The following is a 12,910-nucleotide window of genomic DNA, read 5'->3' as shown; positions in this document are numbered from 1 at the left end:
ACCTAATTGCTTCAAAGAAGTGATAGGCGTTCTGTCGAAATGAACGGGAGTAACAACACTAATCTGAAATCGCATTGATACCTAACTACTGCACCCGTGAAATAAGAACCTTCGAATGACAAGAGAAAGAGCCGACAACGGACGGCTCTTTATTTTTCATTTAACAAGAAGAGGGTTAGCGCATGGCTACTAATTTCTATTTCCAAATTACCCGTTTATTACACCGAAACCCAGACGGCTCAAAAGCCACTCAAGCAGAGAGAAAGAAAGTGCTCAAGTTGGTGGACAGTCAACTGAAAGAGCTAAATGTACGAAACTTAGAGCTAAAAAATTTTGGCCGTCGACACGCCGTAAAGTTGTTAACTCATTGGCAATCGCAAGGCTTATCGGCAGGTACAATAAAAAACCGAATGTCTCACCTAAGATGGCTATCAGAAAAAATTGGTAAGCCTGGCCTTATACCCGCTAACAATGCATCTCTCGGTATTGAAAAGCGCCACTACGTTACAAACATCAATCGGTCCCGTCAAATATCAGATGAGCAGTTATCTAGGCTCAATAACCGCTATTTAGAAGCGAGTTTCAGATTACAGGCCGCCTTTGGTCTTCGCCGAGAAGAGTGCATGAAGATAATACTGCGCTTTTCGGATAAAGGAGATCACCTAGTCCTGACTAAAACGAAAGGCGCTAGACCCCGAGCCGTACCAATCAGAACCCAAGCGCAGCGTGAACTCATCGACTCGATAAAAAAGTGGGTGGGGGATGGTTCATTAATACCGAAAAAGGACACGTATAAAACTCATTTAGGTAGATATGAACAAGCGTGTATCAAAATGGGGCTAGAGCGTGCACATGGCCTAAGACATGCGTATGCGCACCAGCGATACCTTGAGTTGACGGGTAAAAGTGCTCCTGCTGCGGGAGGCCCTTCAACGAAAGGGTTGAGTGGTGCAGACAAGCAGCGTGACTATGAAGCCAGAATGATCATAAGCGAAGAGCTAGGACATGGCCGAGAGGAAGTGACAGCGGTTTATCTAGGGCGTTGAATTAGCGGTTAGACCCCAACAACTGATTTTAAAAGTGTTCTAGGTTAGAACACTTTTAAGAGTTCGTTCATCAATATAGCGTCTAAATAAACTAATTTCACCGGATTATAATTGACTTGAAGGCAACCCAATTAGATTTTGTATTACCACTCCCGATACGCTTGTTTTTCAAAACAAAGTCCAACTCTCATAAACTATTGATAAAAATGAGAAATGATTGTAATTATATCAAATAAAGCGCATACTGTCTTCTTGGACAGTAAAGGATGTGATTTTTCATAAGAGAATAAGCGTCGTAGTGTTCTCCAACTCTTCTGAATTGACAGCTCAATATGAGCATTATCATAGGGTAAAAAATGTCAGCACTGTCAAAATTTACAAGGTTTCGAGCTTATAGATTGAGCTCAAAAGGTTCATCATTTTCATACTTTGATAGTGAATCTTTTACTCTCATAGAAGCCAGATATAATGAGGCAAATAAGCCATCAATTGAGGAGGAGCTTAAGTTATGCGGAGTAGATAGAATAACCTGTTTACATATAACATCTTGGGATGTTGATCATTGCTCTCCTAGCGAGTTAAGCAAAATAATGGAAGACTTAAAACCAAGTTTGATTCAGTATCCAGGTTACACTCCTCATACAGATAGCGGGAAGGAATCATTAAGAATTATCAAGAGCTTTGAGCGTAGATTTAAAAATAAAAACCCTAATTCCACTAGAAAAGTGGCTGTGCAAATAACGCCAAAATATATAACTTCGTTAAAGCCAGCCAAAAGCTTTAAATATAAAGATGTTATCCTTCACCCGAAAAAAATAGACTTAAACTCTCCTAATGACAACTCTACCGTAAAATTATTTAGAAGTGGATCTTTTAATGTTGCTAGTCTTGGAGACGTTGAATCCTCTTCTATTTCATCGTATCTTTTAAATTGTAGTTCAATGAAAAAAGAAGTGGATATACTAATATTGGCTCATCATGGGGCAGACAACGGTTTTACAACAAATAAATTTTTAAGAGTAGTAAAGCCTAAGTTTGCTATTTGTAGTTCAAATTATGATAATCAATATGAACATCCAAAAAAGGAAATTAGAGAGCTATTACATGAGTTTGAAATTCCAATTTTCACTACGAAGACTGGCGATGTTATTATCTCATCAACGGGGCGTCATGTGGGTGATTACGAGATAAAAAATCTAATATCAAAAAATGAAAAAGTATCATCGGTAAAAAATGGAATTTCAAAGAAAAAGAAATTTTTGTCCCAAAATAATGATACTATATCTGCAAGAAGCAGAAAGCCTAGAATAAGGTAATGTTATTCTAGGTTCATTGGTGGTTTTATTAAAGAGGTTGGTTTTTCTGTGAGTACAACCTCTTTCCATCTTTTAGTATTGATGTTAATTCCTCACCATGAGCGCTTAGTATATTGTAAGACTTTTCTGGCATTTTAAATAGTGTTGTATTGTAGGTTGATGCGTGCGATATATCACCTTCCGTTAGTTGGCTTTTGAAAGGTAAATTAAGGGAGTAAAGCTTTATTACTTCATTAGAAGAGTCACCGAGCCTAATATAAGCTCCTGCCCCTCTTTTATTAAGATAATAATTCATTAACGATCTTACTCTGAGAGATCTTGATTGATCCATCATGATGTCATTTACTCTTAATAATCTCTTAGGGTTCAGTTTTCCAGCACTTGCAGAGAGAGAGAATGGGCTACCAGCATCAGAAACAATCAGTTCACAGTTATCAAAATAAGGTTTTAACCTTTGTTTTCCTATGTCAAAAAACTGTTCTGTCCCTAAGTTATCGTAAATTCCGCCATCGTAAATGTGGAGTTTTTTAAATTTAGGTTGTATCTTGTTTTTTGTCCGCGTCGGATAATTAAGTTGGTGCCAGTTAAATTTTTCTGCATTGATGACTAAAGGGCCAATAACACCAGGCACACCAGCTGACATGGCTATTGCTTGGGATAAAGGAAAATTCTCATCTTCAAAATATCCTAGTTTATAGTCACCACCGCTTATACCTTTAATCCTAAACCTACGACCAGTTTCTAAAGAGGTTCCATTTATTGACCATTCTGGATCGCCATTTATCTTTCCTATGGTGCCATTAACCTTCCATGTAGATTCCAGTGATTGAGCAATAATGTTGGAACGTGAGAGTAAGTAGCGATAATTGAGCGGATTAATGCAACGAAAAAATGAATTTAATACTAAGCTGTTTTTTGTAAGAATACTTTTTATTTTAGGTTCAATTTTTTTGATGTAAGTTTGACTGTCTGGCCATTTGTGGTTGTTTTGTGAATAAATCATGCCAATTAATAGGCTGCCACCAGAAACAGTAGATATGTATTTTACATTCTCCAATTTTCCAGATTTTGCTATAGATCTCATAACACCAGCATGAAATGCCATCGCTCTTATTCCCCCACCAGACAAACATAAAGCTAAGGGTTTCTCATCACTATGCATCAATAAACCTCTACGATAGATTAATTTCTCGTAATACTATAACAAATTACTATCTATCATTAACGGATTAATTCTTGTCATTCATAAATAATTTAGCCTTTTCAGTTGTATCCAGTTCTATATGATACGTAAAATTCGAAAAGTAAATGACTCACAGAACTGACCTCAATCTTGCTCTTTTGGGCGAAGAACTATTAAGCTCTGAGTAGATGAATGACTATTGATGAGACTATGTAAATATAAGTCAGATGAACTTTTTAGTTGAATAATTGGTGTAATGATTACTCGATGTCATCCATATCCACCTCTTCGTCAACTAGCTCCGCTAACTCATCAGCATGCGCAGTATAAGCATCTAATCCTTCGAGTAGCTCTTGCTCGGTAAAAGTCTTTTTATCTATTTCTGTAGCCTCGCTAGAAAGCAATTTAATCGAAAGTATAACAACTGATGTAGGATTTGCTCGGAAGCTTGAGAGGGGCTCTTTGAGGCACTTTAAGATATGTTCTAGAGTTAAAGAATAAAGTAGGGGAAGCAGGGCAGTAATTTGAGTCGTGGTGAAAATGGGTCTAAGATAGTTGAGAGAGAAACTACTGTATAAGTCCACTATTCGTCCACACTTAATCCACCCAAAAATGATGTGGTTATAGTGGGTTCAGGTAAAGTGGATAAATTTCAGTAAGTTGAAGAGAATTGAGAGCGTTTTTGGAGGCTCAAAAACGGTGAAACCCCGATGTTGGTAGCATCGGGGTTTCGAATTTTTAGACTTCTCGGATGGTAACGCCGATTATCTTATATGCAAAAGGCTGGATTTAATCCGAATTAATTCCTGGTAGGGAATTAGATGCGGATGAAGTCCATGTGCTCAACTTTTGGCTTGAACGCGTGACGTTGAACGTCTTGTGGCTTAACCTTAACTTCAGCGCCGTCAATCACTAGAGTGATTGCTTCGTAGAATTCAGGCTTGTCCATTTGGTTCATAACTTCATCGTGGGTAAGAACGATAGCTACTGCTGCTTCTTCACCGCCGTATACAACTGCAGGGAATTTACCAGCGTGACGTAGGCGGCGGCTCGCACCTTTACCTAGTTCAGTACGTACTACTGCTTCAAATTTCATAGTATTACTCTCAAAAAATTAAGATATTCATATTCACACTAACAATGCGACCTTGTCATGTGTGGTAAACGCTCAAGAGAAATTGGTAGTAACTCTGTAAGCGAGCGCGGATACTATCACTCAATCCCCATTCTAGCAATAGATAATCGCCTTTTAGCCCCTATTTTAAGGGCAAATAGAATCAATCGGTTAACTTTGATTCAACTCTTCTCGCAGTAAGCAAAACTGAGTAAATGAACCGGATCTGAATAAAGCCCTCACGACGGGTTAAGTTAGCGCCTTGTAATCTGAATACCAAGTTAACCAAATCTGTCTATTCAAGATTATAAGGAGCATATCATGGGCCCAGTAAGTATTGTTGTTATCACATTAAACGAAGAGAAAAGAATCGGCCGCTTAATGGAAGACCTCAGTAAACAGACGCACAAAGAGTTTGAAGTCATTGTGGTTGATTCAAACAGTGATGATGCAACCAGAGAGGTTGTCGTAGCCTACGAGGCGTCATTACCAGAGCTGACTGTACATAAAATGGAAACACGCGGAGTGAGCTTAGGGCGTAATACCGGCGCTGAGCTGGCTAAGCATGAACGCCTACTGTTTCTAGATGCCGATGTGCAGCTTTCTCCGACGTTCTTGGCCAATGCGATTAGCCAGCTAGAAGAGAAGCAGCTTGAAGTCGCCGGCGTTTATATGGGTGCGAAAAATCTACCACTTGTACATAAAATGGGTTATGGCTTGTTTAACCTAGGATTGTTTGTCACACAGTTTGTGTTCCCTACGGCGGTTGGTGCATGTATTTTTTCAACCAAGCGAGTACACGCACAGCTTAAAGGCTTCGATGAAGAGATTGTTTTGTGTGAAGACTGTGATTATGTGAAACGCGCGAGTAAGACTTGGCGTTTTCGATTCCTTAACCTCACATTTGGATTTGATCCACGCAGACTCGATCAAGAAGGTGTGTTTAAGATGGGGGCGACCTACCTTAAAGCGAACATCCGCCGATTCTTTTATGGCGAGATGCGAAACAACGAAATGGAATACAAATTCGGTCACTACAAAGAGCAATAATTGCTAGGTGATTGACGATGTTTGAAGGATTCAGCTTATTCATCGGGGCCTTATTGGACGCACTGATTGGCCCCAATTTATTTGTTCCGGGTGAGCCTTTTTTAATTGCGGCGGGATACCAGTTACACCAAGGGGTAGTAACAGGGGTGTTTGCTGTATTACTCGGCGGTTTTATTGGCGATCAAGCGAGCTATTTTATTGGGCGAAAGTTAGGGATGCCTGCGCAAAAAAGGCTGATAAAGTGGCAACCTAAGACGAGGCGCCCAATTGCACGTTGCCGACATTTAATGTTCAAAAAGGGCAATTACGTATTGGCTTTTGCACGCTTGTTAGGGCCAGTGGCTTGGGTTGTGCCTTTTATCGCAGGTACACAGAAGATCACATGGCAAAGATTTTCACTCTTCTCGAGTATTGGCCTTGTGCTTGGCGTGACACAGTTTGTCGCATGGGGATACTTGCTATCTTATGGCGTCGAGCGTTTTCCGTTAATCGCTCAAGTTCAAACGTTTGCCGCAGAACATATCCCTAGCATCATCGCGATTTGTATCAGTGGTGCATTCTATTTAATTGGCAGAAAACTACGTTGGCGCTTTCTATTTACTAAGTTTACAGCGGTGTTTGTGCTGTCGATGCTCTATGCCAACTATGCTCATTTTTTCTTTTATGCGGATGACTACCAGCTAGAGGCGAACGCAAAGACTGAACTCATCGCTCAAACTGAAATTGAACCAACCAATGTGTCATTCAAGGTTTATCCAGGGAAGTCGTCTATATTTGATGCTCAGGCAGTCAATGTTTTCTACTATGGTGAAAACCCGAGAAATCTAATGCTGGAACTGGGCTGGATAGAGAACAAAACCTTCTCCAGAAATGACTTGGAATTTTTAGATTATATAGGCTTGCTGAGAGATAAAACGCCGCCGGTGTCTGATCTTTACTGGAATGAAATCCCGCAAGAGATGGCCTTTCAGTTACCCGGTAACTTAATGAGACGCAGCCATATACGTTGGTGGCAAGCGGGTATCGATTCGGTGAATAAACAGAAGTTTTGGGTCGGAGCGCTAAGCTATGATGATGGATTGCAGCTAACGCCATACTCGGGAATTGTCACGGTGCTACACAGTGTTGACCCTAATGTGGATGCCGAGCGTGATAAGTTTGCCGATCAAATCAGCACACAGCTCCCTTCTAAGCAAGTTGAACTCGCGCTGCTCAAGCCTCCTGTTTCCCTTGATGAAGAGCATGACTACTATACCGACGGTCGAATTTTGCTTGTGTCTGATTGGTAATTCGTAACCCTCTAAAAGCTGCCCGTAAGTGATTTATTGCTTTGTTTTGGGCAGTTGTTTGCCTAGTTTTCAGCCTGTTGCACCATATGTAGGGGCTCTCCAGTGAATGGGGAAATGGCACTAACTTTGCTGACACCATAAGTTTGTTTCTAGTTAGAGCGCTTATGAGTATCGCAAAGGGAGAACTATGCCAAAGCTTAAATTCCATATAATCGTTGACGGCGTCGACGAGGAAGCATTTGTTGTTCACAAGTTTAGTGGCATTGAATCACTCTCGAATGACCTCACTCAGGCGAACGAGTTATGTTGTGGCTATCACTACCAAATCGATCTCGCTAGCAGGCGTTCTGATATCGAACCTGATACTCTTATCGATCAAAATGTACGCTTAGAGTTGCGTCGAAATGGAGTGCTAGAACGTACGACCTTTGGGATTGTTAAAGCTTTCTCCAAAGGGGATACGGGCCACCACCATACCTTCTACTCTCTTCAACTTGTGCCTTCATTAGAGCGCTTATCTCTACGACACAATAGCCGTATTTTCCAGTATCAGTCTGCGCCTGAAATTATCTCTGTTCTACTGCAAGAGATGGGGATTTCGGATTATGCCTTTTCACTTCAAAAAGAATACCCTCAGCGCGAATACTGTGTTCAATACCGAGAGACCGATCTGGACTTCATTCATAGGCTGATGAGCGAAGAAGGAATGATTTACAGCTTTGACCATGAACAAGGCCAAGGGCGAGTGGTGTTTAGTGACGTGAGCACAAGTTTAGCCAAGCTTGATGATGCGATTTGTTATGCACCCGCTTCAGGGGGAGAAGCAGACAGTACGAGTGTATCGAGCTTGAAAGAGACCAAGCAGTTTGAGGTCAGTGACGTCACGTTAAATGAGCACAGCTTTCTTAAACCTTCTTATCGGTACTCTGATCAGCAACGGGCAAATGACGAAGGCTACCAAGATATGGAAAGCTATCAGCATTTCGACTTTCTTGGAGACCACCAAAATGGCGATCTGAGCCAAAACTTAAGTCAAACACGTCTAGAAGCCTTGCGCCGTTATAGCCATATCGCAGAGGCAAGCAGTGATGAGATGCGACTCAAAGCGGGTATGCGCTTTACCTTGTCTGAGCATATTGATCAAAACGTATGCCTAGATTGGCAAGTGGTGTCCGTGATTGTTCAAGCCGAGCAACCACAAGCTCTGGAGGAAGAAGGCGGTGTGGGAGCAACAACGTACCACAATGAATTACTCCTTATTCCCGCATCGAAGCAGTGGAAGTTATTGCCTCAGTTAAAACCGATCGCTGATGGTTCATCCATTGCTACGGTCGTAGGGCCTGAAGGTGAAGACATTTATACCGATGAGTTTGGCAGGGTGAAACTACATTTTCCGTGGGATAGATACTCTAATGGTGACGAGCATAGCTCCTGTTGGGTGCGAGTTTCACAAAGTTGGGCGGGCTCTCAATATGGAATGGTCGCGCTGCCAAGAGTGGGTCAAGAGGTCATCGTTTCGTTTTTAAATGGCGATCCTGATCAACCGATTGTTACGGGCAGAACTTACAACGCCAATAACCCTGCGCCTTATGAATTGCCAGAGCACAAAACTAAAACGGTCTTTAGGACAGAAACCTACCAAGGCAGCGGCTTTAACGAGCTGAGTTTTGAAGATCAGGCAGGACGTGAACAGATATATATCCACGGGCAAAAAGACTTTAAGGCCAAGGTAAAAAATGATGTGAATACGGTTGTTCACAATGATCATCATTTACTGGTGGAGAACGATCAGTTTGGGCAGATTGTTCAAGACAAACATCTAACGATAGATGGCGAAAGCCGAGTGAACATCAAAGGCAATATGAATGAAGTCCTTGATAGCAATCTTAATCAACAGTTAGGTGAAAAAATCTGCGCTGAAGCGGGCAGAGAAATCTCATTTAAATCTGGGGCCAAGATCGTTGTTGAAGCCGGCGCTGAAATTACCTTAAAAGCGGGAGGAAGCTTTGTCACGGTTGATGGAAGTGGTGTTAGCTTAAGTGGCCCTGCAATTAACCTTAATGCTGGTGGTAGCGCTGGGCAAGGGAGTGCGTACAGTGGGCTAATCGCTAGTCTACCAAACGGGGTAGAGGCTCCCGCGGCACCAGAAGTTGCAAAGTCAGTCCGTCATCAAGCCTTGCTATTAGCTGAAGAGAGTCGTATTCCTCTTGTTAAGCCTTGTCCGCAGGAAGGGACTAAATAATGCTATCAGAATGGTTCCAATTGAGTGAAGGCAATTATTATTGGTTGGCCGACGTGAATACTCATCAGCAAGCGGTTAAAGAGTCTGGTTTTGGGTTTGACGATTCTGTACCTCTTTTCTCTGGGGCTATGTTCGAGTCAGCGCAAGCGTTATCACCATGGTTAGTACCCGTCTCAGAGCAGTTGCTCAGTGTGAAAAGTGACGTACTAGATCTCGGTATAGGTATTCAAAGCGCAGCTGAATTTGATCAGCTTATCGAGCACTTACGAAGTTTACTACTTGCTTATTATGAAGGTGAGGAAGTGATGTTTCGCTTTTACGATAAGCAAGTCATTGGGCCAATGCTGCTTGCAATGGAAGAGAGTGAAGTAAACAGTTTGCTAGGTAATATCGACCAACTTGCCATCGCAAACGAGTCTCTTGCCTGTTACATCAACCAATCTAAGGTTGATTTTACGCTAAGCACAGAAACATGGTGGAAGGTTCAACCGCATCACCTGACGGCTCTATATAACGAAAATACTCACGCCAAGTCCATCGAACGAAGATGGTGGAATCTTTTCCCTAAGATGATGGAGCGGTTAGCTAACCCGAATGATGTGATTCTGAATGCATTGAAAAAAGCACAGGAAAGAGGCTATCCACAAGAGCAAATGGAGGCCTGTGTTTTGGTTGAGGTGACACTCCAGACCCAAACACACCTGAGTGAATTGTCGCAGCCCTTTCATTTAAATCTTGAAGAGCTTAAAGAACTTGAAACCCTGAAAGAGGTTTGGACATGAGTATTGAAACAGGCGGTAGCCCTTACTTTTTGCCGTGCGAGCAGTGTAATCGCTGGATCGAAATGTTTGTAAGAGATGAATTTAATCAGCCGTTTAATGGTGTTTCTGGAACGCTTACTGATTCAGCAGGTAATGAGTTCAGCGTTACGCTAGGCGAAGAGCCTATCTACCTTGAAGGATTAGCCTCCGGCCCTGTATTGCTCAACTTAGACAGTGAGCAGTGGTTATTAGAATCACAAAAAGATGAGCATAAGCCAAATACAGACTCGAAACCTACGGCTGATTTCGCCAATGAGTACGTGAATAAGGAAGGTGCTAAACCGCAGTTCTTAGAAATCACTGCCGGAGACTTAACCGAACTCGCCGAAGGGCAATCACTACCAGCACGCCATGAAAAAGGCAAAGCTGACTCACTTAAACTTATTACTGACAAAAGCTACGTGTTACAGGTAAGAGGCTTCAACTTTATCACCCTACGTGTCGGGATGTTCTTCGATGGTACCGGCAACAATACCTACAGCGCAGAATGGGGTAAGAAAGAGTTAGATAAGTATTACTACAAGTGGCGCCCGAAGTATGAGGCGGAATGTGAGAATATCGCTTCTCGTACAGGTATTTCTCGAAATAGCATCCCTATAACTCAGCTGTCGGATGACTGCTTTGCTTATCCGCAAGAGAAAGGCTTCTTTCAGAAGTTGTTTACTGGTGATGATGGGGATACAGAAACTGTTGAGGGTAGTGCGACAAACGAGCTGACCAATATACAGAAGTTATATGATCTATATTTGAGCGGAAAATTTGATAAGGACAAACTTACGTACTTACATTCAGAGTATATAACGGGGATTGGGACTGGTAATAGCAAGGCGATTGAACCAGCTGATGAGTCGCTACTAGGCCAAGGGACAGGTATTGGCAAATATGGCGTCACTGCTAAAGTAACAACTGGTATTGAACAGCTAGAGGAGAGTATTGCTGACTTCTCAGGAGATATATCTGATACCTATGACGGAATCAATAAACTTCAATTTGATGTTTTTGGTTTTAGTCGAGGAGCTGCTGCTGCACGGCATTTTATTAATGTTGTACTCGACGGTGAAGGTGGAGAGTTTGTTCAAGCCTTTAATAAAGCGTGTAAAAGGAATAATCTGGTTTTGAGCTCTAGTTTCAATTGGGGAGAATCCTCTGTGGAGAGCTCTAGCTGTGAAATAACGTTCGCAGGTCTGTTTGATACAGTTGCATCAGTTGTTCATCTATTTTCTTTAGACTCTGAAACCTTACTCGACGTCGATTTTAGTACTCACTCAGATAATGGGAAAGTTCGTTTGTGGTTAGACCCGGAGCGTGTGAGGAACGCTGTACATTTGACGGCTGACCCTACACTTGAATGTAGGTATAACTTCAGTTTGAATAGGTTAAATACAGCAACTCATTTTAAGGAGTTAGAGTTACCAGGAGCACACTCTGATATTGGTGGCGGGTATCAATGTAGGATGAGTTACAGCAACAAAGATTATTTATTACCTTTGCTAGAAAAGAAAAGAATTAAGAGAGTTAGCCGATCATTCTCCAATAGCGGGGAAAAAAAGCGGGCGATAAAATACGTATGCAATAAGTTGGATGAATGCCGCTTATTAGATCAGAAAACAGGCTGGGGTAGTGAGCATTACTCAGAGCCTGAGCTTTCTTTTAGGCGAATGGGAGACCATAGACAAATAGTTACCGGAAGTTTGTATATTAAGCGAGCTGTTGAGGGAGAATTATCACGCTTATATCTTCGACTTATGTACGGTTTGTGCCTATTTCATAAAGTACCGTTTGTAAATGATGAAGACTCGACTTGGACGACTAACCCTCATTATGTAATTAGCGACAATAGTTCAGAATTTAAAGAACTGAATGAAAAAGTTTTGGAGTGCGCAAAACTTGGTAATTATGATGAGTTAATAGAGATGCTATCAAACCAAGAGAGACGACAGGAATTTTTAGATCTCAATTTAGTACACCATTCGTCTGATGATAGCATGGCGTTTAAGCCTCTTTATGATGAAAAGCAAGAACTCTATATGCGAGCAAGTTATGATTGCGAAGAAGGAAAGTAAAGTGTCAATAAAATCAACGTTGTTAGTAACAGTAGCGACACTTTTGAGTGCTTGTACAGCGCAGGCGTCATACGCCCCAAATTCAAAGTGGCGAGTGAGTGTATCAATGCCTTCTTTTTACCCTGTTTTTGTTACACAGGCATATGGCACTAACAAAGATAGTGAGTGGGTCTCTTCCATCCACAACTATACTCAGTTTTTCTCATCAAGTGAGTTAGAGGATGCTCAGGACTGGTTACCATCATATGACGGATATGGGTTACCTTTGAGCAACTTCACAATGATGAGAAATCGCCAGATTTCTGCAGTAAATGAGCTCCCTGATGATATTAGCCTATACTGGACATCTTTGATAAATAACAAGTTTTATCAAACAAAATATAGGTTAACGGATGATGTAAAGAAGTTGAGCTCTGAGGTGGTAAGCTATAAGAGAAAGGATGGTTTCATTGTTGATTCATGTTATCGCACAGAGTTTGTCTTTGGCCTCTTACCAAATGGTCAAACAAAGGTCTTTTTAAAAGGTTGCGGAGAGTTAATTTATCTCACGGAGCTAAAACCAGAAAAAGTAATGGATAAAGACGCGCAGGGCTTTAGTGCGGAAGATTATAAAAAACGTTCGTACCTTACAACAATTCAGAAAAGAGCAGAAGAAGCAGGCGCGACTTTAGACCCAATCCCTTGGGATAAGGTCAATAAGGTCTACTCAAATGTAGAAGTGACAGAGCTAAACTAACGCAATACCAAGTAGCGAATAACGACACTTTTTTCCCAATTCATAAAAAT

The 12,910-nt window shown here is 41.6% G+C and carries 11 protein-coding genes; 8 read left to right on the top strand and 3 right to left on the bottom strand.

Going from position 1 to position 12,910, the window contains the following annotated elements:
- The first annotated feature begins 182 nt into the window (after positions 1 to 182).
- Together ACHUFZ_RS01815 and ACHUFZ_RS01810 are read left to right on the top strand one after the other, a co-directional pair.
- Positions 183 to 1,046, top strand: coding sequence for a phage integrase N-terminal domain-containing protein (locus tag ACHUFZ_RS01815; RefSeq protein ID WP_394125616.1), 864 nt, complete (start codon positions 183 to 185; stop codon positions 1,044 to 1,046).
- Between the two features lie 356 nt (positions 1,047 to 1,402).
- Entirely contained in the window at positions 1,403 to 2,362 is a 960-nt protein-coding gene (locus ACHUFZ_RS01810; RefSeq protein WP_394125615.1) for a ComEC/Rec2 family competence protein, read from the top strand.
- A gap of 28 nt (positions 2,363 to 2,390) precedes the next feature.
- On the opposite strand, the gene ACHUFZ_RS01805 is transcribed toward ACHUFZ_RS01810, so the two are convergent.
- The 3 genes from ACHUFZ_RS01805 to rplY all read right to left on the bottom strand — a co-directional run bounded on the left by ACHUFZ_RS01805 (position 2,391) and on the right by rplY (position 4,641).
- A complete protein-coding gene (locus tag ACHUFZ_RS01805; protein ID WP_394125614.1) occupies positions 2,391 to 3,524 on the bottom strand; it encodes a patatin-like phospholipase family protein in 1,134 nt (377 codons plus the stop codon).
- A gap of 281 nt (positions 3,525 to 3,805) precedes the next feature.
- Positions 3,806 to 3,949 carry a hypothetical protein gene (locus ACHUFZ_RS01800; protein WP_394125613.1) on the bottom strand — a complete coding sequence of 48 codons (144 nt, stop codon included), beginning with the start codon at positions 3,947 to 3,949 and terminating at the stop codon, positions 3,806 to 3,808.
- Between the two features lie 413 nt (positions 3,950 to 4,362).
- A complete protein-coding gene (gene rplY / locus ACHUFZ_RS01795; protein ID WP_394125612.1) occupies positions 4,363 to 4,641 on the bottom strand; it encodes a 50S ribosomal protein L25 in 279 nt (92 codons plus the stop codon).
- A gap of 339 nt (positions 4,642 to 4,980) precedes the next feature.
- Here rplY and ACHUFZ_RS01790 point away from each other — a divergent pair, with 339 nt between their 5' ends.
- From ACHUFZ_RS01790 to ACHUFZ_RS01765, 6 genes are all read left to right on the top strand, one after another.
- The gene (locus ACHUFZ_RS01790; RefSeq protein ID WP_394125611.1) at positions 4,981 to 5,709 is read left to right on the top strand and encodes a glycosyltransferase family 2 protein; all 729 of its coding nucleotides are present in this window, start codon (positions 4,981 to 4,983) and stop codon (positions 5,707 to 5,709) included.
- A 17-nt stretch (positions 5,710 to 5,726) separates the two neighbouring features.
- Positions 5,727 to 6,998: an LssY C-terminal domain-containing protein gene (locus tag ACHUFZ_RS01785; RefSeq protein WP_394125610.1), complete on the top strand. Its 1,272-nt coding sequence runs from the start codon at positions 5,727 to 5,729 to the stop codon at positions 6,996 to 6,998.
- 187 nt (positions 6,999 to 7,185) lie between these two features.
- Positions 7,186 to 9,240: a type VI secretion system tip protein TssI/VgrG gene (gene tssI, locus ACHUFZ_RS01780; RefSeq protein ID WP_394125609.1), complete on the top strand. Its 2,055-nt coding sequence runs from the start codon at positions 7,186 to 7,188 to the stop codon at positions 9,238 to 9,240.
- Positions 9,240 to 10,022, top strand: a complete 783-nt coding sequence (locus tag ACHUFZ_RS01775) for a DUF4123 domain-containing protein (protein ID WP_394125608.1) — start codon at positions 9,240 to 9,242, stop codon at positions 10,020 to 10,022. Before tssI ends, ACHUFZ_RS01775 begins: the two co-directional genes overlap by 1 nt.
- Positions 10,019 to 12,124, top strand: a complete 2,106-nt coding sequence (locus ACHUFZ_RS01770; protein WP_394125607.1) for a T6SS phospholipase effector Tle1-like catalytic domain-containing protein — start codon at positions 10,019 to 10,021, stop codon at positions 12,122 to 12,124. Before ACHUFZ_RS01775 ends, ACHUFZ_RS01770 begins: the two co-directional genes overlap by 4 nt.
- Complete coding sequence (locus ACHUFZ_RS01765) at positions 12,102 to 12,860, top strand: DUF2931 family protein (protein WP_394125606.1); 759 nt, start codon at positions 12,102 to 12,104, stop codon at positions 12,858 to 12,860. Before ACHUFZ_RS01770 ends, ACHUFZ_RS01765 begins: the two co-directional genes overlap by 23 nt.
- The last annotated feature ends 50 nt before the right edge of the window (positions 12,861 to 12,910 follow it).

This window comes from Vibrio hepatarius (assembly GCF_043642085.1).
Taxonomy (GTDB): domain Bacteria; phylum Pseudomonadota; class Gammaproteobacteria; order Enterobacterales; family Vibrionaceae; genus Vibrio; species Vibrio hepatarius_C.
The sequence above is the reverse complement of the archived record's forward strand: the minus strand, read 5'-3'. Positions and strand labels throughout refer to the sequence as shown.

What these genes read in the sequence shown, in the direction of transcription:
- ACHUFZ_RS01815 (WP_394125616.1), top strand. Translation starts at nt 183, where the DNA reads ATGGCTACTAATTTCTATTTCCAAATTACCCGTTTATTACACCGAAAC.
- ACHUFZ_RS01810 (WP_394125615.1), top strand. Translation starts at nt 1,403, where the DNA reads ATGTCAGCACTGTCAAAATTTACAAGGTTTCGAGCTTATAGATTGAGC.
- ACHUFZ_RS01805 (WP_394125614.1), bottom strand. Translation starts at nt 3,524, where the DNA reads ATGCATAGTGATGAGAAACCCTTAGCTTTATGTTTGTCTGGTGGGGGA.
- rplY (WP_394125612.1), bottom strand. Translation starts at nt 4,641, where the DNA reads ATGAAATTTGAAGCAGTAGTACGTACTGAACTAGGTAAAGGTGCGAGC.
- ACHUFZ_RS01790 (WP_394125611.1), top strand. Translation starts at nt 4,981, where the DNA reads ATGGGCCCAGTAAGTATTGTTGTTATCACATTAAACGAAGAGAAAAGA.
- ACHUFZ_RS01785 (WP_394125610.1), top strand. Translation starts at nt 5,727, where the DNA reads ATGTTTGAAGGATTCAGCTTATTCATCGGGGCCTTATTGGACGCACTG.
- tssI (WP_394125609.1), top strand. Translation starts at nt 7,186, where the DNA reads ATGCCAAAGCTTAAATTCCATATAATCGTTGACGGCGTCGACGAGGAA.
- ACHUFZ_RS01775 (WP_394125608.1), top strand. Translation starts at nt 9,240, where the DNA reads ATGCTATCAGAATGGTTCCAATTGAGTGAAGGCAATTATTATTGGTTG.
- ACHUFZ_RS01770 (WP_394125607.1), top strand. Translation starts at nt 10,019, where the DNA reads ATGAGTATTGAAACAGGCGGTAGCCCTTACTTTTTGCCGTGCGAGCAG.
- ACHUFZ_RS01765 (WP_394125606.1), top strand. Translation starts at nt 12,102, where the DNA reads ATGATTGCGAAGAAGGAAAGTAAAGTGTCAATAAAATCAACGTTGTTA.